Here is a 20517-nt window from a genome sequence, read left to right as displayed (position 1 = left end):
ACCAGGGCTCTACCTCGCGCGACCGGGGCTCTCGCTCGTGGGGAGTCCTGCCCGACGGCGGTGGCGCACCTCCGCGAGGACCGTCGCCAGGCGGACGGGGAAGTCGTCGGGCGTGCCGGGCGGCAGCGCGTCCACCGGGAACCACGCGACGTCCTCGCTCTCGTCGCTGACGACCGTGCGCGCGTCCGGGTCGGCGAACGCGACGAACCCGACGTCCCAGTGCGTCCGGCAGGTGCCGAACGCCGCGGCGAGGTCGTGCCGGTGCACATCGACCGGGGCGGACGGCGCGGCGTCGGCCCCGACCACGGACTCCGCACCCGGCTCGGGGTCCGCGTCGAGCGGGACGCCCGGCTCGGGGTCCGGGTCGAACGGGACGAGGTCCTCGATGCCGCTCTCCTCGCGCGCCTCGCGGTAGGCGGCACCGGCGAGCGTCGTGTCCTCCGGCTCGGTGTGGCCGCCCACCTGGACCCAGAACCGGCCCTTGCGGTGGAAGCACAGGAGCACGCGGTCGAGACCGGGGCTGAGCACGAAGCAGCTCGCCGTGAGGTGCTGCGGACCGCCGTCGCGCCGCACCGCCTCGGCCCGCGGGCCGGCGTCGCCGCGGACGAACGCGCGGTACTCCGCCGCGAGCGCCTCCTGACGGGGATCCACGGGCTCCCACCGGTCGAGGCGGTCGAGGGCGTCGCGGGCGAGCAGGGCGGCGGGGTCCGGAGCGGTCACCGGGGAAGGCTACGCGCCCCACCCGACGCCCCGCCTCGGGGCTCGCGCCGGACGCTGCGACAATGGTGTCCCGTGAGCGACCCTCAGCACGACGCCGACGGCGGCCCCACCGACGCCGCCACCCGGACCGACCCGGTGCCGACCGGACCCGCCGGGGACCCGGCGCTGTTCGACCTCCCGCCCGGGTCGCGCGAGGTCCCGACGCGGATCGTGCTGCTCACCGGGGCGTCGGGCTCGGGCAAGACGTCGCTCACCCGCCGGCTCGGGCTCCCGGTCGTCGCGCTCGACGACTTCTACCTCGACCACGACCACCCCGACCTGCCGCAGCGGTTCGGCATCGTGGACTGGGACGACCCCCGCTCGTGGGACGCCGAGGGCGCGGTCGCGGCGCTCGTCGACCTCGCGCGCACGGGCCAGGCCGACGTGCCGGTCTACGACATCCCGACGTCGCGCCGCACCGGCACGACCCACGTCGACGTCACGGGCTCGCGCGTCGTCCTGGCGGAGGGCATCTTCGCGGCGGAGATCGTCGCGGCCTGCCGCGCGCAGGACGTGCTGGCCGACGCGATCTGCCTCTACCGACCGCGCCTCGTGACGTTCTGGTTCCGCCTGCTGCGCGACCTCGCCGAGATGCGCAAGCCGCCGCTCACCCTGTTCCGGCGCGGCTGGGCGCTGCTGCGCGCCGAGCCCGCGCTCGTGCGGCACTGGGAGTCGCTCGGCTGCCGCGCGCTCACGCCCGCGCAGGCCGAGAAGGAGATCCGCGCGCTGCTGCGGCCCGCCTCGACGTAGGCGGCACGCGCGGAAGCCTGCCGAGACGTGAGAAGTGGCCCCTGACCCGCGCGTCGCAGGGGCCATTTCTCACGTCTCGGCAGGGAGCGTCCCGACGACGATCGTCGCGCCGATGTCGTCGTCCCGGACGACGCGCGCGACCAGCCCGGCGCGCTCGAGCACCGCGACGGCGCCCGCTGCCTGACGCTCGCCGGACTCGGTGAGCAGGTGGCCGCCGCGGGCGAGCCAGGCGGGCGCCTCGGTCGCGACGCGGCGCAGCACGTCCAGCCCGTCGCCGCCGCCGTCGAGCGCGACGTGGGCCTCATGGTCGCGCGCCTCGCGCGGCAGGAGCGGGATCTCGCCCGACGGCACGTACGGCACGTTGGCGAGGAGGAGGTCGACCCACCCGCGCAGACCGGCGGGCAGAGGGTCGAAGAGGTCGCCCTCGTACGCGGTCCCGCCGACGGCCGCGACGTTGCGCGCCGCGCACGCGACCGCGGCCGGGTCCACGTCGCTCGCGTGCAGCGCGACGGTCTCGTCGCCGCCGAGGCCCACCGCGGTCGCGAGCCCCAGCGCCCCGGCGCCGCAGCACAGGTCGACGACGACCGTCCGGCCGTCCGGGCCACCCTCCGGACGACCGCCGGGGCCGCTGGCCGAGCCGCCGTCGGACAGCTGCGCCGGGCGCCCGGCCCGCCGCCCGAGCGCGACCGCCTCGTCGACGAGCAGCGTGGTGCGCTGGCGCGGCACGAACACCCCGGGGTCGACGGCGACCCGCAGCCCGTGGAAGTCGACGTACCCGAGGACGTGCTCGAGCGGCTCGCCCGCGACCCGGCGCGCGACGAGCTCCTCGAGGTGCGCGTCGTCGTCGGCCCGCTCGGCGAGGAGCGCGGCCTCGTCCTCCGCGAAGACGCACCCGGCGGCGCGCAGGCGGGCGGTGAGGTCGTCGAGCCGGCTCTGGTCCACGCTCCGGACGGTACTCCGGGTCGCGGACGCCCGGGGACCGCCGACAGGTCCCGGCGACGGTGACCGTCAGTCGCGCAGGAGCGGGAGGAGCCGGGTGCCCTGGCGCTCGATCTCGCGCAGGTACGGGGTGTCGGACAGGACGAAGTGCGTCACGCCGAGGTCCTCGTAGCGCCGCAGCGACTTCGCGACGTCCTCCGCGGAACCGACGAGCCACGTCGTGCCCGCTCCTCCGCCGCCGAACCGGCCCGGGGCGGTCCACAGGTTGTCGTCGAGCACCTCGCCCCGCTCGGCCAGGTCGAGCAGGCGCTGCTGCCCGACGGCGGTGCTCCGCCCCCGGTCGCGGGCCGACCACGCCTCGCGCTCCGGCGACCGGGCCGCGAGCTGCGCGACCTTCGCCTCGGCGTCGGCCCACGCCTCCTCGGTCGTGTCGCGCACGAACGTCGTGACGCGCAGCCCGAACTCGAGCGGTGCGTGCTCACGGCCGAGCTCGGCGCTCAGCCGCCTCAGCCGGTCGATGCGCTCCGCGATCCCGTCGAGCGGCTCGCCCCAGAAGAGCTGCACGTCGGCCTCGGTCGCCGCGACGCGCTCCGCCGCCTCCGAGGCGCCGCCGAAGTAGATCCGCGGGTGGGCGCGGTCGCCGCGGACGACGGGCCGCGGCCCCAGCGACGAGCGCGTCACCGAGAAGTGCTGGCCCGCGTACGTGACCTCCTCCTGCGTCCACAGCCTGCGGACGATCTGCAGGAACTCGCGCGTGCGGGCGTAGCGGTGCGCCGGGTCGGCCTCGCCGTCGCCGTACGCCTCCTGCCCGTCGGTGCCGGACACGATGTTGACGCGCAGCCGGCCCCCGCTGAGGTGGTCGAGGGTCGCGGCGGCGGACGCGAAGTGCGCGGGCCGCCAGAACCCGGGCCGGATCGCGACGAGCGGCTCGAACGTCGTGGTGCGGGCGGCGAGCGCCGTCGCGACCGTGAACGTGTCGGGACGCCCCCAGCTCGTCCCGAGCAGCGCGCCCGCGAACCCGTGGCGCTCCAGGGCGTGCGCGTGGCTCGTCAGGGTGTCGAGGCTGTTGTGGTCCTCGGTGGTGTCGTCGCCGCGGTGCCCGGGCCGGACCTGGTTCGGGATGTACCAGAGGTGCTCCGTGCTCATGCGAAGGCCCCCTCGACGACTCGTGCCCCGCCGTCGGACGACGTCCCGGCGGGGGCCGCGTCCGTGTAGCGGTTCGCGGGCCGTTCGAGCCCGTAGTGCTCGCGCAGCGTCCGGCCCTCGTACTCGGTGCGGAACAGGCCGCGCTCGCGCAGCACGGGCAGCACGTGCTCGACGAACTGCTCGAGCCCCGACGGCAGGACCGCGGGCATGATGTTGAAACCGTCGGCGGCCTCGGCGTCGTACCAGTCCTGGATCGCGTCGGCGACCTGCTCGGGCGTGCCGGCGAACGTGCGGTGGCCCCGCCCGCCGCCGAGGCGCACGATGAGCTGGCGCACCGTGAGCCGCTCGCGGCGCGCGAGCTCGACGATCAGCGTGTACCGGCTCTTGGCCCCCTCGATCTCGTCCTCGGTGGGCAGGCCGTCGGGCAGCTCGCGGTCGAGCGGCAGGTCCTCGGGCGCGAGGCGCAGCGTCTTCGCGAGCTGGGCGCGCGCGTACTCGGGGACGATGAGCTCGTCGAGCTCGCGCTCCCGCGCGAGCGCCTCCGCCTCCGTGGACCCGATGACGGGGACGATGCCGGGCAGGATCTTCACCGTGCCCGGGTCCCGCCCGACGGCGACCGCCCGGGCCTTGAGGTCGGAGTAGAACGCCTGGGCGTCGGCGAGCGTCTGGTGCGCGGTGAACACAGCCTCGGCGTACCGCGAGGCGAGGTCCTTGCCGTCCTCGGACGACCCGGCCTGCACGATGAGCGGGCGCGCCTGCGGCGAGCGTGGCGTCGTGAGCGCGCCGTGCACGGAGAAGTGGGTGCCGACGTGCGCGGGCCCGTGGATCTTGGCCGGGTCCGCCCAGACGCCCGCGGCCTTGTCGGCGAGCACGGCGTCGTCCTCCCACGAGTCCCAGAGCCGGAACGCGACGTCGAGGAACTCGGCCGCGCGCTCGTACCGCACGGCGTGCGCCGGCTGGTCGTCGAGGCCGAAGTTGCGCGCGATCTCCGGCCCGGCCGTCGTGACGACGTTCCACCCGGCGCGGCCGCCCGAGACGTGGTCGATCGACGCGAAGCGTCGCGCGAGGTTGTAGGGCGAGTTGTACGTCGTCGACGCCGTCGCGATGAGGCCGATGCGCTCGGTCACGGTCGCGATCGCCGTCAGGACGATGAGCGGGTCGAGCGAGCCCGCCGGGCGGCGCCCGACGTCGGACCGCAGCCCGGGGCCGTCCGCGAAGAAGATCGAGTCGAGCTTCCCCGCCTCCGCGACCTGCGCGAGGCGCTGCAGGTGCGCGATGTTGGTCGAGGTCCACGACGGGTCGCTCTCGGGCAGGCGCCACGACGCCTCGTGGTGGCCCGTGCTCATGAGGAACGCGTTGAGGTGCAGGCGGCCAGGGCGGTGGCCCGAGGAGGCGTGGCGGGTCATGCGGCGGTGTCCTTCCGGTCGGAGGTCGTCGGGGCGTCGCGGACGACGCCGAGCGCGTCGAGCAGCTCCGTGCGGAGCCGGGCGAAGCGGGGGTCCGCAGGGTCGCGGGCCTCGGTAGGGCCGTAGCTCCGGTCGACGCGGCGCTCGGCCGCGATCCGTCCCTCGTCGAGCACGACGACGCGGTCCGCGAGCACGATCGCCTCGTCCACGTCGTGCGTGACGAGCAGGACCGCGGGGCGGTGCCGCGCGCACAGGTCGCGCAGCAGGGCGTGCATCCGGATGCGCGTCAGGGCGTCGAGCGCGCCGAACGGCTCGTCGGCGAGCAGGAGCCGCGGCGAGCGCACGAGCGAGCGGGCGAGCGACACGCGCTGCTGCTCGCCGCCCGAGAGCTCGTTCGGCCACGCGCGCTCGCGCCCGGCCAGGCCGACCTCCGCGAGGCTCGCGCGGCCGGCGTCCCGCGCGGCGCTCCGCCCGCGCGCCCCGGCGTCGAGACCGAGCACCACGTTGTCCAGCACGCGCGCCCACGGGAGGAGCCGCGAGTCCTGGAAGACGACGGACACCTGGTCCGGCACGACGACCTCGCCCGAGCCCGCGACCCCGTGGTCGAGCGCGGCGAGCGCGCGCAGGAGCGTGCTCTTGCCCGAGCCGGACCGGCCCAGGATCGCGACGAACTCGCCGTCGTCCACGGTGAGGTCGAGGTGGTCGAGGATGCGCTGCTCCCCGTACGACCGGACGAGCGAGCGGACCCGCACGGCCGCGCCCGGCGCCGTCGGGCGGGCCTCGTGCGCGGTCAGTCCTCCAGCGTGCGTCGCCACGAGAGCACCCTCCTCTGCAGGAGACGGACGGCGAGGTCCGCGGAGTAGCCCAGCACGCCGTAGACCACGAGGCCGACGAGGATGATCTCCGTCTGCCCGTACGTCCGGGCGAGCTCCATCATGTAGCCGATCCCGGCCGTCGCGTTGACCTGCTCGACGACGACGAGCGCGAGCATCGACCCCGTGACCGCGAACCGCAGCCCGAGGAAGAACCCGGGCAGCGCGCCCGGCAGGATGACGCGGCGCACGAACTGCCACCGCGAGAGCTGCACCGTCTCGGCGAGCTCGACGTAACGGCTGTCGATCGCGCGCAGGCCGTTGTGCGTGTGCAGGTAGATGGGGATGAAGACGCCGAGCGCGATGGTGATGACCTTCATCTCCTCGCCGATGCCGAACCACAGGATGAGCAGCGGCAGGAGCGCGAGGTTGGGGATGGCGCGCTTGACCTGGATCGGGCCGTCGAGCACCGCGTCGCCCACCCGGCTCAGCCCGGCGGCCAGCGCGAGCACGACGCCCGCGACGACGCCGGCCGCGAGCCCGAGCGCGGCGCGCGTCAGGGACACGCCGAGGTGCGCCCCGAGCTTGCCGTTCGCGACGAGCTCGGCGCCCGTCGAGACGACCGTCCACGGCGCCGAGAGCACGCGCGGGTCGACGAGCCCCGTCGCGGACCCCACCGACCAGACGACCGCGAGGAGCGTGACCCCGACGAGCGCCGCGAGCGGGACCGGCCGGCCGAGCCCGAGGCGCGTGCCGCGCGGCCGCACGTCCGCCGGGGTCGACGGCGCGGCGTCGGCCCGCGGGACCCCCACGTCGACCCGGTCGACGACCGCGGCGCTCACTGCGCGCCCCCGTCCCGCGCGGCAGCCGCCGCCTCGCCCGCGACCGGGCCGAAGCGCACGTCGAACAGGTCTGCCGCGTCGAGCGGCTGCTCGTCGAGCTCCGTCGCGAGCAGGTCGACCGTCGCCTGCGTGCGCTCGATGCCCTCCGTGAGGTCGGACGGGACGTCCGGGACCGGCGCGTGGTCGACGAGATACTGCGCGTCCTCCTCGCTCAGCCCCTGGTCCTCGATGTAGTAGCCCTGCTTCCACTCCTCGGGGTGCTCCGCGACCCAGATCTTCGCGGCCGCCCACGCGGCGACGTACTCCCGCAGCGCCGCCGCCCTGGCCGGGTCGCGCACGACCTCGGTCGGGCCGTAGAGGTGCGACGCGTCGTCGCGCAGGTGGTGCTGGACCGACGTCGCGCCGTCGGCCTCGTACGTCGCGAGGTACCGGAAGAGCTGCGTGCCGCCGAGCGGCGCGACGTCGACCTCGCCCGCCGCGAGGGCCGTCGAGTAGACGTCGCCCGTGCTCGGGAGCTCGACGAGCTCGACGTCGTCCTGCGTGAGCCCGGCCTCCTCCAGCGCCTTGAGGACGATCGCCCCCTGCGCCTGGCCCGGGCTGAACGCGATGCGGTGACCGCGGAAGTCCTCGAGCGAGTCGAGCTCGACCCCCGGCGCCCCCGCGAACTCGTAGACCGGCGCGTCCTCCCAGTTCTCCCGGTAGACGGACGCGTACACCTGCACGTCCAGGCCCGTCCACGTCGCGTGGATCGGCGGGATCTCCGCGACGGCGCCGACGTCGAGCGACCCGGCCCGGAACGCCTCCGTCGTCGCCGGGCCGCCCGAGATGTTGGCCCACTCGATCTCGAACGAGAAGTCGCTGTCCAGGTCGTCGCCCGCGAGCTCGAACGCCTTCTGCGTCGTCGGGTCGCCGACGCGCAGGACGGTGCCCTCCGGCACCTCGGTGGGCAGCTCGGCGTCCGGGGCGAGCGTGCCGCCGTCGGTCGGGTCACCGCCCCCGACGCCTCGGCGGTGCTGCACGCACCGGAGGCGAGGAGCGCGACGAGACCGAGGGCGACGGCCGTCGCCCTGCGGCGGCCGGGCGGTGCGGACGGACGGAGCGGGGAAGCAGGCATGACGGGTCCTCTCAGGGAGAGCGCACGGGGAGGCACGAGGCGCGCGGGTGCCGTGCGCGGGAGGGTGGTGGGACGGCCCGACGGCGGCCCGGGGCGGCCGTCGGTCAGTGCGTCGGGGTGCTCAGCGGCACGCGGTCGGACGACACGCGGCCCGACGGCGCAGTCGCGCACGCAGGGCGCGACGACACGCGAGTCCGGGCACGTGCCCGGCGTCGGTGGCGGGGAGGGCGACGAGGCCCCCCGGTGTCGTCGGCATGCGGGCGACTGTGCCAGCGTGCGCACGCCCCGCAAAGGGCGGTCGACCCCTGTCCCACGACGAGGACGGACGTAACGCCGTGCAACGGCCCCTCGCCCGCCGACCAGGTGGTCCGTGTCGGCCGAGCAGGCGATGGTGGTGCGTCGGTCGCCCGGGACGCGCCACGACCACCTGCTCGGCGGGCGCGGGGCGCCGGGACGACGACGGGCCCCGACCCTCCCGGAGGAGGATCGGGGCCCGTGTGTCAGGCGTTCAGGAGTGCGTCACTCCGCGCCGGCCTGCAGCTCGCCCGTCGGGGGCAGGTCGCGGACCGAGACGCCGGTGGGGGCGTCGAGCGCGGCGGCCGCGCCCACGCTCACCGGGCCGCGGTCGTGCTCGCCCTTCGAGACACCCCGGAAGGTGAACTCTCCGAGCAGGCCCTCGCCCTCGGCGTCGACCAGGACGATCTCGCCGGCCTTGAGCTCGCCGAACAGGATCTTCTCGGAGAGCACGTCCTCGATGTCGCGCTGGATCGCGCGGCGCAGCGGACGAGCACCCAGGACCGGGTCGTAGCCCTTCTCGGCGAGGAGCTGCTTCGCGGGCTGCGTGAGCTCGATGCCCATGTCCTTGTCCCGCAGGCGGGCGTCGAGACGGGCGATCATCAGGTCGACGATCTGGATGATCTCGGCCTGCGAGAGCTGCGGGAAGACCACCACGTCGTCGACGCGGTTGAGGAACTCCGGCCGGAAGTGCTGCTTGAGCTCGTCGTTGACCTTCGCCTTCATGCGCTCGTAGGACGTGACCAGGTCGCCGCCGGCGTTGAAGCCGGTCTGGACGCCCTTGGCGATGTCCCGCGTGCCGAGGTTGGTCGTCATGATGATGACGGTGTTCTTGAAGTCCACGACGCGGCCCTGCGAGTCGGTCAGGCGACCGTCCTCGAGGATCTGCAGGAGGGAGTTGAAGATGTCCGCGTGGGCCTTCTCCACCTCGTCGAACAGGACGACCGAGAACGGCTTGCGCCGCACCTTCTCGGTGAGCTGGCCACCCTCGTCGTACCCGACGTAGCCGGGGGGCGAGCCGAACAGCCGCGAGACGGTGTGCTTCTCGGAGAACTCCGACATGTCGAGCTGGATGAGCGCGTCCTCGTCCCCGAAGAGGAACTCGGCGAGCGCCTTGGCCAGCTCCGTCTTCCCGACGCCCGTGGGGCCGGCGAAGATGAACGACCCACCGGGGCGCTTCGGGTCCTTGAGGCCTGCCCGCGTCCGGCGGATGGCCTGCGACAGCGCCTTGATCGCGGCCTCCTGGCCGACGACGCGCTTGTGCAGCTCGTCCTCCATGTTGAGCAGGCGGCTGGACTCCTCCTCGGTGAGCTTGAAGACCGGGATGCCCGTGGCCATGGCCAGGACCTCGGCGATCAGCTCCTCGTCCACCTCCGCGACGGTGTCCAGGTCACCGGACTTCCACGCCTTCTCCTTGTCGGCGCGCTTCGCGGTGAGCTGCTTCTCCTTGTCGCGCAGACCGGCGGCCTTCTCGAAGTCCTGGGCGTCGATCGCGGACTCCTTCTCGCGGCGCGCCTCGGCGATCTCCTCGTCGAGCTCCTTGAGCTCCGGCGGGGCCGTCATGCGGCGGATGCGCAGGCGCGCGCCCGCCTCGTCGATGAGGTCGATCGCCTTGTCTGGGAGGAACCGGTCGTTGATGTAGCGGTCCGCGAGCGTGGCCGCGGAGACCAGCGCGGAGTCCGTGATGGACACGCGGTGGTGCGCCTCGTAGCGGTCGCGCAGGCCCTTGAGGATCTCGATGGCGTGCGGGAGCGACGGCTCGGCGACCTGGATGGGCTGGAAGCGACGCTCCAGGGCCGGGTCCTTCTCGACGTGCTTGCGGTACTCGTCGAGCGTCGTCGCGCCGATGGTCTGCAGCTCGCCGCGCGCGAGCATCGGCTTGAGGATGCTGGCGGCGTCGATCGCGCCCTCGGCGGCACCCGCCCCGACGAGGGTGTGGATCTCGTCGATGAACAGGATGATGTCGCCGCGCGTGCGGATCTCCTTGAGCACCTTCTTCAGGCGCTCCTCGAAGTCACCGCGGTAGCGCGAGCCGGCCACGAGCGCGCCGAGGTCGAGCGTGTAGAGCTGCTTGTCCTTGAGCGTCTCGGGGACGTCCCCGCGGACGATGTCCTGAGCGAGGCCCTCGACGACGGCCGTCTTGCCGACGCCGGGCTCGCCGATGAGGACGGGGTTGTTCTTGGTGCGGCGGCTCAGCACCTGCATGACGCGCTCGATCTCGAGGCTGCGCCCGATGACCGGGTCGAGCTTGCCCTCGCGCGCGGCCTGGGTGAGGTTGCGCCCGAACTGGTCGAGCACGGCCGAGCCGGACGGCTGACCCTCGGTGGGACCGCCGGCGGCGACCGGCTCCTTGCCCTGGTAGCCGGACAGGAGCTGGATGACCTGCTGGCGCACCTTGTTGAGGTCGGCGCCCATCTTCGTCAGGACCTGGGCGGCGACGCCCTCGCCCTCGCGGATGAGGCCGAGCAGGATGTGCTCGGTGCCGATGTAGTTGTGGCCGAGCTGGAGCGCCTCGCGCAGCGACAGCTCGAGCACCTTCTTGGCGCGCGGCGTGAACGGGATGTGCCCGCTCGGGGCCTGCTGGCCCTCGCCGATGATCTCGGTCACCTGGGTGCGGACGCCGTCGAGGGAGATCCCGAGGGACTCCAGCGCCTTGGCCGCGACACCCTCGCCCTCGTGGATGAGGCCGAGGAGGATGTGCTCGGTGCCGATGTAGTTGTGGTTGAGCATCCGCGCCTCTTCCTGGGCGAGGACGACGACCCGACGGGCTCGGTCTGTGAATCTCTCGAACATGTGCTGCTCCTCGTGAGCGGCGTACACCTGCCCGCCGGACGACGGGTACAAGCCTGACCGCATTGACTCTATGCGGTTCGAACGAGCCGCACCCCCTCCGTATGCCGTTGTTCGCCAGGGGCGTGAAAGAGGGGTCGCGCCGTGACCTGCCGGGCGGTCCCGGGGGCACGACGGCGGAGATCACCCGGCCCGACACGCGCCGGGGGCGTTGACCGCGGCCCGCGCCACGGGCAGGCTCGGGAGTGCGCCCCGCACGACGTCCAGAAGGGTGGCGAGAGCGATGCACCAACCGGACCAGCCGCCGGAGGACACCCCCGCACCGGACGCGGACGAGCGAGAGGCACGCCCCACGGGCTCGGCCGCGTCGTGGGAACAGGTGGTCGCGCGGTTCCACGGCGCCGTCGCGGAGGTCGACGACCCGCTGACCTGGGGCCTCGACCTCGACGAGGAGACGCTGACGGGCGCCGGCCACGGCGCGCACGACCCGGCCGAGGAGCGCTTCCTGCGCTCCTACGTGTCGTTCACGGGCGAGACGCTCGACGTCGAGACGCTGCGGGTGCGGGCCGCGCACGACGAGCAGGCCGAGGACATCGCCCGCACCGCGCTCAGCGGGGCGCTCGCCGCGCCCCTGCACTCCGACACCCCCGGCGACGACGACTTCCTCGACTCCTACCAGGAGTACCGCGCCGCGATGCGCGCGATCGTCGAGGAGGTGGACGTCGCGCCCGTCGTGCGCACCACGTTCCGGGTCGACGGCGAGACCCGCCCCTGCCTGTACGTCACCGTGCGGGAGCACGCCGCGGCGTACGTGCCGGTCGAGGACCGGGCGCTGGTCGTCTCGGGCCCGGCGGACCTGCTCGCGCGGGTCGACGTCGTCACCCGCCCCCTGCGCAACATCCTCCAGGACGAGCCCGACCCGCGGTTCTGACCGGCTCCGCGCGCCGCGCCGCGGGACTCTCGTCCACCACCTCGGGACGCCCGTCCCGGGCGCGGCGCGGCCCCGCGGCCTAGGGTCGAGTCAGCACCGGCGCCGCCGACGGCGTCGGGGACAGCACGCCGACGGCGCACGCGGTCGGCCGACCGGGCGGAGGTGGCGAGATGCGCGGCGTGATCGTCGGTGTCGACGGGTCGGAGGAGTCGGGCGGCGCGCTCGACTGGGCGCTGCGCGAGGCGGCGGACCGGGCGGTGCCCCTGACGGCGGTGCTCGCGTTCGAGTCGCGGCAGGGGCCGGGCGACGGCCCCGACGCGGCGGCCGAGGAGAAGCGGGCGCTCGTCCAGGAGTGGCTCGACGCCGCGCGCGCCCGCACGGGGATCGGCCCGGACGCGGTCACCGCGACGGCCGTCGCCGAGCGCGGCAGCCCCGCGGCCGTCCTGCTCGCCCTCGCCCAGCCGCGCGTCGCGCAGGCAGCCCAGGACGACGTGCGGCCCGACGCCGCCGACGGCGACGACGCCGACCTGCTCGTCCTCGGCCGCTGCGGCCGGGGTCGCCTCGGTCGGATGGTCCTCGGGTCGGTGCCGACCGCCGTCGTGCAGCACGCGACCGTCCCCGTGACCGTGGTGCGCGGGACGCCCGACGTGCGCCACGACCACGCGCGGCCCGTCGTCGTCGGGGTCGACGGGTCGTCGACGTCGGTCCAAGCGCTGCGGCACGGCGCCGACGTCGCGCGGCGCACGGGCGCGACGCTCGAGGCCCTGTTCTGCTGGCAGATCGTCTCGCTCGCGCCCCTGCCCGACTCGTGGGGATGGACGCCGCCCATCGACGACTACGAGAAGTTCGCCGCCCAGAAGCTCGACGCCGCGCTCGAGGCGGCGGGGGTCGACCTGCCCGACGACCGCCTCGTGCGCAGCGTGCAGCACGTGCACGCCGCGAAGGGGGTCATCGAGGCGTCGTCGCGCGCGGAGCGGCTCGTGCTCGGCAACCGCGGCGTCGGCGGGTTCGACCGGCTGCTCCTGGGCTCGGTGAGCCGGCACGCGGTCGAGTACGCGCACTGCCCGGTCACGGTCGTGCGGCCCGCGGACGCGACGCACCCCTCGGGCGCGCACGACGCCTGAGGTCACCCGCGGCGCGCGGCCGACCCCCGGAACGCGAACACGAGGACGCGCACGGCGAGCACGGTCCCGACGAACCCGAGCGCCGCACCGAGGACGGCGAACAGGCGCAGACCCTCGACGAGCTCGGGGCCGGAGTCCGCGGAGACCAGCACGACCGCCGCGACGACGGCCGCGGCAGCGATGACGGTGGACACGACCTGCTGCACGAGGCCGGTGAGGAACGCGCGGTCCTCGGGGTGCGCGAACGAGCGGACGTTGACGGTGAGCCGCCCGGCCTCGACGTCGCTCGTGATCTTCGCGAGCCGGCGCGGGAGCCGTTCCAGCTCGGGCGCGAGGCCGAGGAACAGGCTCGTCGCCCGCTCGCGCAGGCCCTCCGGCGTCACGACGCGCCGCACGAGCGGCTGCGCGGTCGCGCGGGCTCCGGCGACGAGGTCGAACCCGGGGTCGAGCAGGCGCAGCGTGCCCTCCAGCGACGTGAACGTGCGGAACGCGGCGGCGACCTGCGACGGGACGGCGAGGCCCGCGTCGGTGACGAGCCGGAACAGCGCGGTGAACATCGCGCCGCTCGCGCCGGCGCCGCGGAACCGCACGATCACCTGCCCGACGGCGCGCTCCAGGCGGCGCACGTCGAGGTCGACCGGGGCGTCGAGCAGCTCCAGGAGGGCGTCGGTCGCGGCGACGGCGTCGTCGGCGTCGACCGCGAGCAGCACCGCCGCGAGCGCGAGCCGGTCGGGCTCGCCGAGCCGGCCGACGGAGCCCATGTCGAGCAGGCCGAGGCGGCCGTCGGCGGTGACGAGCACGTTGCCGGGGTGGAGGTCGGCGTGGAAGGTGCCCGCGACCAGCACCTGCTCGAGCGTCGCGGTGAGGAGCCGCGAGGCGAGGTCGGCGCGCACGGCGTCGTCGAGGCCCGCGAGCACGTCCGCGGCGCGGCCGAGGGGAACGCCGTCGAGCCGTTCCATGACGAGCAGCGTCGTCCCGGAGAGCTCGGGGTAGACGTCGGGGACCCGGACGCGCGGGCCCGTGCCCGGGTCGGCGTCGTCGTCGGGGCGCCGGTCCCCCGCCGCTCCCCGCGCGAGCGCAGCCCGCAGCGCGAGCGTGTTCTCCAGCTCGACCGTGTAGTCGAGCTCCTCGCGCAGCGACGCGGCGAAGCCGTCGGCGAGGTCGACGACGCCGAGCGAGCGGCCCCACGCGGTGTCGCGCTCGATGCGACGCGCGAGCCGCCCGAGGATCGCGAGATCCGTCTCGACCTGGGCACGGGCGCCCGGGCGCTGCACCTTGACGACGACGTCGCGCCCGTCGAGCAGGCGGGCCGCGTGGACCTGGCCCACGGACGCCGAGGCGAGGGGCTCCGGCGAGAAGTCGGCGAACGCCTCGTCGACCGGGCGCCCGAGCGCGCCCGTGACGGCCGCCTCCACCTGCGACCACGGCGCGGGTGGGACCTCGCTCTGGAGGGTGGCGAGCGCGTCCGCGAACGCGGCGGGGAGCAGGTCCCGGCGCGTGGACAGCACCTGGCCGAACTTCACGAAGGTCACGCCGGCGTCGCTGAGGGCGTCGCGCAGCGCGGCGGCCTGGCGCCGCTGGTCGGTGCGCGACAGGCGCGAACCGTCCGGCTGCCGCGCCCCGCGCGTGAGCGCCCCGCCGAGGCCGTGCCGGACGCCGATCCCCAGGATCTGCGCGTAGCGCCGCGTCTCGCGGCGACCCTGGCGCAGCCCCCGGAGCGCGCGCCACGGCCCCGGGACGGAGCCCGTCGGCACGAGGAGCTCGAGCACGAGGAGCACGCACAGCCCGAGCACGAACGCCCACGCGAACGCGAGCACGACGGCGACGAGCGCGACACCCGGCGCGACGGTGAGCGTCCCGTCCGGGCGCGACCAGCCGGCGTCGAGCAGGCCGCCCGTGAGCACCCAGGACGCGACCGACAGCATCGCGAGGGCCACGACCGCCGAGCGGATCCAGCCGACCGGCGCGCCCATGACGCGCCGCGCCGTCGCGGCGAGGAGCAGCAGCATGCCGACGGTGAAGACGAGGCCGAACAGACCGACGAGGAGACCGGAGACCACCTGCATGGCGGCCACTCTTCCGGACCGCACGGCAGACCACCAGCACGCGCCACCGGCGCGCCCCGCCCGCCCGAGCGGGTCGCGGCGACCAGCGCCGCACGGTCGCGGCGACCAGCGCCGCACGGCCGCGGCACGGGCGGCAGCGACGTCCGTGGCGCGGCATGATGGAGCTCCCCGACAGGCCGGAGCCCCGATGACGAACGTCGACCTCCTCACGGAAGCCCACCTCACGACCGCCCGCACCGCGCCGAACGGTCGCAGCGCCGAGGTCGTGCTGCACGACGGCCCGCTGCGCCAGACGATCCTCGCGCTGCGCGCGGGCGTCGAGCTCGGCGAGCACAACTCCCCGCCCGCGGCGTCGATCCAGGTCCTGCGCGGCCGGGTCCGGGTCACGGCGCTCGGCGAGGGCGACGTCGAGCTGGGCGAGGGCGAGCTGCGCGTGCTCACGCACGAGCGGCACGCGGTGAGCGCGATCGAGGACGCGGCGTTCCTCCTGACGACCGTGACGAGCGTCCCGGGCAGCTGAGCGCCTGCTCCTGCGAACCGCCCGCACGGCTGCCAGGGTGGTGCGGATGAGAGCCTCGACAACGACGACCGTCCTCGCCGCGAGCGCCCTGGTCCTCGCGGCCTGCACCGCGACCCCCGGCGACGCCCCGGGCACCCCGGAACCGTCGGCCCCGGCCCCCTCGACCTCTGCCGCGACCCCGGCACCCGGCGATCCCGCCCCGGCGCTCCCGACGGACGCGCCCGCCGACGTCCTGCTCCCCGCGGGGGCGTGGGGCGGCGAGGGAGGACGCGATGAGGCGGAGGGGGTCGCGGACTGGCACCTCCCGGAGGCGTGCGCCGACGGCGGCCCCGCGGACGCCACAGCGATGCGCACCGCGACCGAGGGCGACGGCGCGGCCGAGGGCACCGTGGGGGTCCACCAGGTCGCGGTGTTCGCCGACGCCGACGCCGCCACCGCCGAGGCCGCACGGCTCGCGGACCTGCTCGCCGCGTGCGCGGCGCAGGGCGGCGCGGAGGGCACGACGTACACGGCCGAGCCGCTCGACGTCGGCGCCCAGGGCAGCGGCCTGGCCACCGACTACTACGGGTCGGGCGGGAGCGGGGACCTGGACACGGCGCTCGGGACCTACCTGGCGACCACGCGCCGCGGTGCCGCGGTCACGCTCGTCGCGCTCGACGGCGGGGAGAGCACCGTGGGCGCGGCCCGCGAGACGGTCGCGGAGCAGGCCCGCGCCGCGTGGGAGCTGCTGTGCCGCTACGAGCAGGCGGGCTGCTGACCGACGGCCCTTCCGCCCGGGAGACTCACTCCCGGGACGTCGCGCCCCGGGTCGCCGTGGCGGGCGCTCAGACCCGGACGGCCCAGGCGGCGAGGGCCAGCGCCGTGACGTCCTCCGCGACGGCGCCGGGCCAGTCGGGCCGCTCGCCGACGGCGAGGCGTCGCCACGCCGCACCGCCCCACGTCCCGACGGCCCCGCCCGCGGCTCCCGCGGCGGCGGCGAGGACCAGCCCGACCGGACCGGCCCGGTGCCGGGCGACGAGCACCCCGCCTACGGCGCCGCTCGCGACGCGGACGACGGGGCCGGGCGGCGCGAGCCGGCTCGGCGTCTGCGGCAGCTTGTCGCCGACCAGCTCGCCGACGACGCCCAGGAGCGCCGCGCCGCGCGCGAGCGGCCGGGGTCCGTGGGCCGACCGGCCCGACCCGCCGGGCCGCACGAGGCCGGCCAGCACCGGCGCCGCGACCCCGAGGCTGCTGCGCGAGCCCGCGGCGACGCCGAGCGCGAGCGCCCGGGCGAGCACCGCCGTCGTGCCGAGCGGCGCGGCTGCGTGCTGGGACGTCATGAGGTCCTCCTGCGGCGTGGTGGGGCCCGGTCGACCGGGCTCTTCCGAACGTAACCGCTCCCGGGGCGGCCCACCCGGCGACGAGGCGCCCCCGCTAGCCTGTTCCCGTGCCCGGACCCACCCTGAGCGAGGTCGCTCGCGACGCCGGCGTCTCCCTCGCGACCGCGTCCCGCGCGATCAACGGGAGCGCGAACCGCACGGTGCGCCCGGACCTGCGGGAGCGGGTCCTCGCGTCCGCGCGTCGGCTCGGGTACTCCCCCGACCCGAGCGCGCAGGCCATGGCCCGCGGCCGCACGACGAGCGTCGGTCTCGTCGTGCACGACATCGCGGACCCATACTTCTCCTCGCTCGCGGCGGGCGTCGCGGAGGCCGCCGACCACGACGGGCTCATCGTCACGCTGACGAGCACCCGGCACTCCCCCGAGCGCGAGCGCGCGTTCGTCGAGCTCATGGACCGCCAGCGGGCGCGGGCGGTCGTGCTGGGCGGCGGCCGGCTCGCCGACGACGCCGACGGCGCGCTGCGGCACGCGCTGGAGCGGTACCGCGCGTCGGGGGGCGGCGTCTCGCTCGTCGGGCAGCCGCTCGGCGACCTGCCCGCGGTGGAGATCGCGAACGCCGACGGCGCGGCCGCCCTCGCGCGCGCCCTGCACGGGCTGGGCTACCGCGCGTTCGGCGTGCTGGCCGGGCCGGCGAGCCACCGCACCGCCGTGGACCGCGCGCAGGGGTTCACCACCGCGCTCGCCGCGCTGGGGTCCCCGGTCCCGCCGGACGCGGTCGCCGAGTGCGCGTTCACGCGCGACGGCGGCCACGGCGGGATGCGCGACCTGCTCGCCCGGGTGGGTGCCGCCAGGCCCGACGGCGCACCGCGCGCCGTCTTCGCGGTGAACGACGTCATGGCCGTCGGCGCGATGGCGGCCGCGCGCGAGGCGGGGCTGCGCGTCCCGGAGGACGTCGCGGTGGCCGGCTTCGACGACATCGTGACGCTGCGCGACGTCACGCCGGGCCTGACGACGGTCCGCATCCCGCTGACCGAGGTCGGCGAGCAGGCGCTGCGCCTCGCGCTCGCCCCGGACGACGACGCACCCCGGCGCGTGGCGGTCGCGTGCACGGTCATGCTGCGGGAGTCCACCCCCGCGCTCTGACGCACGGCCCTCCCCGTCGCGTCGCTCCCGAACGGTTGACGGATCAGCACCACCGGGGCATGATCGGGAGGAGGAGATACCCCCTAGGGGTATCAGCGGCCGAGAGGAGACACGGTGGACCACCGCACGGAGCACGGCCCCGGGCGCCGGACCGGCGCGGACGGCGAGCACGGGCACCACGAGGCGCACGCGCACCCCGAGGCGCACGGGCACCCCGGCGCGGCGGCGACCGCCGCCGTCGACCACGCCGCGCACGCCCCGGCCGCGCATGGCGGCCACGACACGGCGGGGCACGAGGACCACCACGCGGCCGGTCACGGCACCGCGGGCCACGGCACGGCCGGGCACGAGGGCCACGACATGGCCGGTCACGGCACGGCGGGTCACGGCGGGCATGGCGGGCACGGCGACCACGTCGGGCAGTTCCGCCGCCTGTTCTGGATCATGCTCGTCCTCGCGGTCCCCACGGTCGCGCTGAACGCCATGTTCGCGATGCTCCTGGGCTACGACCTGCCCGACGCCGCGTGGGTGCCCTGGGTCTCCCCCGTCCTCGGCACGGTGATCTACGCCTGGGGCGGGCGCCCGTTCCTCACCGGTGCGGTGAGCGAGCTGCGGAGCCGCAAGCCCGGGATGATGACGCTCATCTCGCTCGCCATCACGGTCGCGTTCGTGTCGTCGCTGGGAGCGAGCCTGGGCCTGCTCGCGCACGAGCTCGACGTCTGGTGGGAGCTCGCGCTCCTCGTCGTCATCATGCTGCTCGGCCACTGGCTCGAGATGCGCTCGCTCGCGCAGACCGCGTCCGCGCTCGACTCGCTCGCCGCGCTCCTCCCGGACGAGGCGGAGCGGGTCGCCGAGGACGGGACCGTGACGACCGTCGCGCCGACGGACCTGCGCGTGGGCGACCTGGTCGTCGTCCGGCCGGGAGGGCGCGTGCCCGCGGACGGCGAGGTCGCATCCGGGTCCGCGGACGTCGACGAGTCGATGATCACCGGCGAGTCGCGCCCCGTGCGCCGCACCGTCGGGGACGCCGTCGTCGCGGGGACCGTCGCGACGGACGACGCGCTGCGCGTGCGGATCACGGCCGTCGGCGAGGACACCGCGCTCGCGGGCATCCAGCGGCTCGTCGCGGACGCGCAGGCGTCGTCGACGAAGACCCAGCGCCTCGCGGACCGCGCCGCCGGGTGGCTGTTCTGGTACGCGCTCGGGGCCGCTGCCCTGACGATCGGCCTGTGGCTCGTCTTCGGCACGCCCGAGCAGGCGCTGATCCGGGCGATCACCGTCCTCGTCATCGCGTGCCCCCACGCGCTGGGTCTCGCGATCCCGCTCGTCGTCTCGCTCTCGACGGAGCGCGCCGCGAAGGCGGGCGTCCTCGTCAAGGACCGTCTGGCGCTCGAGCGCATGCGCACCGTGGACACCGTCCTGTTCGACAAGACCGGGACGCTCACCGCGGGCGAGCCGGTCGTCGTGCACCTCGCGACCGCGGGCGGCACGTCCGAGGCCGAGCTGCTCGCCCTCGCCGCGGCGGCCGAGGCGGACAGCCAGCACCCGCTCGCCCGCGCGATCGTGCGGGCGGCCGAGGAGCGGGGCGACGACGTCCCCCGCGCCACCGACTTCCGGTCGCTCACGGCCGTCGGCGTCGAGGCGACCGTCCCGACCCCCGACGGCGCGCGCCGCGTCGCGGTCGGCGGGCCGGCACTCCTGCGCGAGCGTGGGCTCGACCCCCTGCCCGACGCCGCGGCGTGGGCCGAGGACGGGTCGACCGTCCTGCACGTGGTCGTCGCGAGCGACGACGGCACCGGCACCGCGTCGGACGCGCGGTCCGGCGAGGTCGTGGGCGCGTTCGCCCTGGCGGACGCGATCCGTCCCGAGTCGCGCGAGGCCGTCGACGCGCTGCACCGGCGCGGCATCCGGGTCGTCATGATCACCGGCGACGCCGAGCCCGTCGCCCGCGCGGTCGGGCGCGAGCTCGGCATCGACCAGGTCTTCGCGGGCGTGCGCCCCGAGGACAAGGACGCGAAGGTCGCCGAGCTGCAGCACGGCGGGCGCGTCGTCGCGATGGTCGGCGACGGCGTCAACGACGCCCCGGCGCTCGCCCAGGCGGACGTCGGCATCGCGATCGGCGCGGGCACCGACGTCGCGATCGCGTCCGCCGGGGTGATCCTCGCGAGCTCCGACCCGCGGGCGGTGCTGTCGATCATCGAGCTGTCGCACGCGTCGTACCGCAAGATGCAGCAGAACCTGTGGTGGGCCGCGGGCTACAACATCGCGGCCGTGCCCCTCGCCGCGGGCGCGCTCGCGCCCGTCGGGTTCGTCATGCCGATGGCGGTGGGCGCGATCCTCATGTCCGCGTCGACGGTCATCGTCGCGCTCAACGCGCAGCTGCTGCGCCGCACCGACCTCGACCCGGCCCGGCTCGCGTCGCGGTGACCCGGGGCCGCGAGGCCCCCGCGACCACGAGGTTGCTGTCGTCCTGCCGCGCAGGACGACAGCAACCTCGTGGTCGGCCGCGCGGAAGGTCGTGCTCGACCGTGAGGAACCCCGTGCGCGCTGCGAGACTGGGCCG

General features: G+C 75.6%; 17 protein-coding genes. 7 read left to right on the top strand and 10 right to left on the bottom strand.

What is annotated here, in order from left to right; all coding sequences use genetic code 11:
• Positions 1-9: 9 nt before the first annotated feature.
• Positions 10-720: an NUDIX hydrolase gene (locus BJP59_RS01760; RefSeq protein WP_194522058.1), complete on the bottom strand. Its 711-nt coding sequence runs from the start codon at positions 718-720 to the stop codon at positions 10-12.
• A 72-nt stretch (positions 721-792) separates the two neighbouring features.
• Here BJP59_RS01760 and BJP59_RS01755 point away from each other — a divergent pair, with 72 nt between their 5' ends.
• Complete coding sequence (locus BJP59_RS01755) at positions 793-1509, top strand: uridine kinase family protein (protein WP_336244591.1); 717 nt, start codon at positions 793-795, stop codon at positions 1507-1509.
• A 69-nt stretch (positions 1510-1578) separates the two neighbouring features.
• Here BJP59_RS01755 and BJP59_RS01750 read toward each other — a convergent pair whose 3' ends face one another.
• From BJP59_RS01750 to BJP59_RS01720, 7 genes are all read right to left on the bottom strand, one after another.
• Positions 1579-2451 (bottom strand): methyltransferase, encoded by an 873-nt coding sequence (locus tag BJP59_RS01750; RefSeq protein ID WP_194522057.1) that lies wholly within the window; start codon positions 2449-2451, stop codon positions 1579-1581.
• Positions 2452-2517: 66 nt separating this feature from the next.
• On the bottom strand, positions 2518-3594 hold the full coding sequence (locus tag BJP59_RS01745) for an LLM class flavin-dependent oxidoreductase (protein ID WP_194522056.1): 1077 nt from the start codon (positions 3592-3594) through the stop codon (positions 2518-2520).
• The gene (locus BJP59_RS01740) at positions 3591-5000 is read right to left on the bottom strand and encodes an LLM class flavin-dependent oxidoreductase (RefSeq protein ID WP_194522055.1); all 1410 of its coding nucleotides are present in this window, start codon (positions 4998-5000) and stop codon (positions 3591-3593) included. The genes BJP59_RS01745 and BJP59_RS01740 overlap by 4 nt, the downstream gene beginning before the upstream one ends.
• Positions 4997-5815, bottom strand: a complete 819-nt coding sequence (locus BJP59_RS01735; RefSeq protein ID WP_194522054.1) for an ABC transporter ATP-binding protein — start codon at positions 5813-5815, stop codon at positions 4997-4999. Before BJP59_RS01735 ends, BJP59_RS01740 begins: the two co-directional genes overlap by 4 nt.
• The gene (locus BJP59_RS01730; RefSeq protein WP_194522053.1) at positions 5791-6654 is read right to left on the bottom strand and encodes an ABC transporter permease; all 864 of its coding nucleotides are present in this window, start codon (positions 6652-6654) and stop codon (positions 5791-5793) included. Before BJP59_RS01730 ends, BJP59_RS01735 begins: the two co-directional genes overlap by 25 nt.
• Complete coding sequence (locus BJP59_RS01725; RefSeq protein ID WP_194522052.1) at positions 6651-7673, bottom strand: ABC transporter substrate-binding protein; 1023 nt, start codon at positions 7671-7673, stop codon at positions 6651-6653. The genes BJP59_RS01730 and BJP59_RS01725 overlap by 4 nt, the downstream gene beginning before the upstream one ends.
• Before the next feature lie 614 nt (positions 7674-8287).
• Complete coding sequence (locus BJP59_RS01720; RefSeq protein WP_031315080.1) at positions 8288-10855, bottom strand: ATP-dependent Clp protease ATP-binding subunit; 2568 nt, start codon at positions 10853-10855, stop codon at positions 8288-8290.
• Positions 10856-11135: 280 nt separating this feature from the next.
• Here BJP59_RS01720 and BJP59_RS01715 point away from each other — a divergent pair, with 280 nt between their 5' ends.
• Together BJP59_RS01715 and BJP59_RS01710 are read left to right on the top strand one after the other, a co-directional pair.
• On the top strand, positions 11136-11783 hold the full coding sequence (locus BJP59_RS01715) for a hypothetical protein (RefSeq protein ID WP_228485221.1): 648 nt from the start codon (positions 11136-11138) through the stop codon (positions 11781-11783).
• A 170-nt stretch (positions 11784-11953) separates the two neighbouring features.
• A complete protein-coding gene (locus tag BJP59_RS01710; protein ID WP_194522051.1) occupies positions 11954-12907 on the top strand; it encodes a universal stress protein in 954 nt (317 codons plus the stop codon).
• Between the two features lie 2 nt (positions 12908-12909).
• On the opposite strand, the gene BJP59_RS01705 is transcribed toward BJP59_RS01710, so the two are convergent.
• A complete protein-coding gene (locus tag BJP59_RS01705; RefSeq protein ID WP_194522050.1) occupies positions 12910-14973 on the bottom strand; it encodes an ABC1 kinase family protein in 2064 nt (687 codons plus the stop codon).
• A gap of 187 nt (positions 14974-15160) precedes the next feature.
• Between BJP59_RS01705 and BJP59_RS01700 the strand changes: the two genes are divergently transcribed.
• Together BJP59_RS01700 and BJP59_RS01695 are read left to right on the top strand one after the other, a co-directional pair.
• Positions 15161-15493, top strand: coding sequence for a cupin (locus BJP59_RS01700; RefSeq protein WP_085386519.1), 333 nt, complete (start codon positions 15161-15163; stop codon positions 15491-15493).
• A 46-nt stretch (positions 15494-15539) separates the two neighbouring features.
• A complete protein-coding gene (locus BJP59_RS01695) occupies positions 15540-16250 on the top strand; it encodes a hypothetical protein (protein ID WP_194522049.1) in 711 nt (236 codons plus the stop codon).
• 67 nt (positions 16251-16317) lie between these two features.
• On the opposite strand, the gene BJP59_RS01690 is transcribed toward BJP59_RS01695, so the two are convergent.
• A complete protein-coding gene (locus BJP59_RS01690; protein WP_194522048.1) occupies positions 16318-16812 on the bottom strand; it encodes a hypothetical protein in 495 nt (164 codons plus the stop codon).
• A 107-nt stretch (positions 16813-16919) separates the two neighbouring features.
• Here BJP59_RS01690 and BJP59_RS01685 point away from each other — a divergent pair, with 107 nt between their 5' ends.
• Complete coding sequence (locus BJP59_RS01685; RefSeq protein ID WP_194522047.1) at positions 16920-17954, top strand: LacI family DNA-binding transcriptional regulator; 1035 nt, start codon at positions 16920-16922, stop codon at positions 17952-17954.
• A gap of 114 nt (positions 17955-18068) precedes the next feature.
• Positions 18069-20381 carry a heavy metal translocating P-type ATPase gene (locus tag BJP59_RS01680; RefSeq protein WP_228485220.1) on the top strand — a complete coding sequence of 771 codons (2313 nt, stop codon included), beginning with the start codon at positions 18069-18071 and terminating at the stop codon, positions 20379-20381.
• The last annotated feature ends 136 nt before the right edge of the window (positions 20382-20517 follow it).

Origin of the sequence: Cellulosimicrobium sp. JZ28 (assembly GCF_015327065.1) — a bacterium.
Taxonomy (GTDB): Bacteria; Actinomycetota; Actinomycetes; order Actinomycetales; family Cellulomonadaceae; genus Cellulosimicrobium; species Cellulosimicrobium funkei.
The sequence above is the reverse complement of the archived record's forward strand: the minus strand, read 5'-3'. Positions and strand labels throughout refer to the sequence as shown.

Excerpts from the sequence above, each read along its gene's own strand:
- BJP59_RS01740 (WP_194522055.1), bottom strand. The coding sequence starts at position 5,000 with ATGACCCGCCACGCCTCCTCGGGCCACCGCCCTGGCCGCCTGCACCTC.
- BJP59_RS01715 (WP_228485221.1), top strand. The coding sequence starts at position 11,136 with ATGCACCAACCGGACCAGCCGCCGGAGGACACCCCCGCACCGGACGCG.
- BJP59_RS01720 (WP_031315080.1), bottom strand. The coding sequence starts at position 10,855 with ATGTTCGAGAGATTCACAGACCGAGCCCGTCGGGTCGTCGTCCTCGCC.
- BJP59_RS01700 (WP_085386519.1), top strand. The coding sequence starts at position 15,161 with ATGACGAACGTCGACCTCCTCACGGAAGCCCACCTCACGACCGCCCGC.
- BJP59_RS01745 (WP_194522056.1), bottom strand. The coding sequence starts at position 3,594 with ATGAGCACGGAGCACCTCTGGTACATCCCGAACCAGGTCCGGCCCGGG.
- BJP59_RS01710 (WP_194522051.1), top strand. The coding sequence starts at position 11,954 with ATGCGCGGCGTGATCGTCGGTGTCGACGGGTCGGAGGAGTCGGGCGGC.
- BJP59_RS01705 (WP_194522050.1), bottom strand. The coding sequence starts at position 14,973 with ATGCAGGTGGTCTCCGGTCTCCTCGTCGGTCTGTTCGGCCTCGTCTTC.
- BJP59_RS01695 (WP_194522049.1), top strand. The coding sequence starts at position 15,540 with ATGAGAGCCTCGACAACGACGACCGTCCTCGCCGCGAGCGCCCTGGTC.
- BJP59_RS01690 (WP_194522048.1), bottom strand. The coding sequence starts at position 16,812 with ATGACGTCCCAGCACGCAGCCGCGCCGCTCGGCACGACGGCGGTGCTC.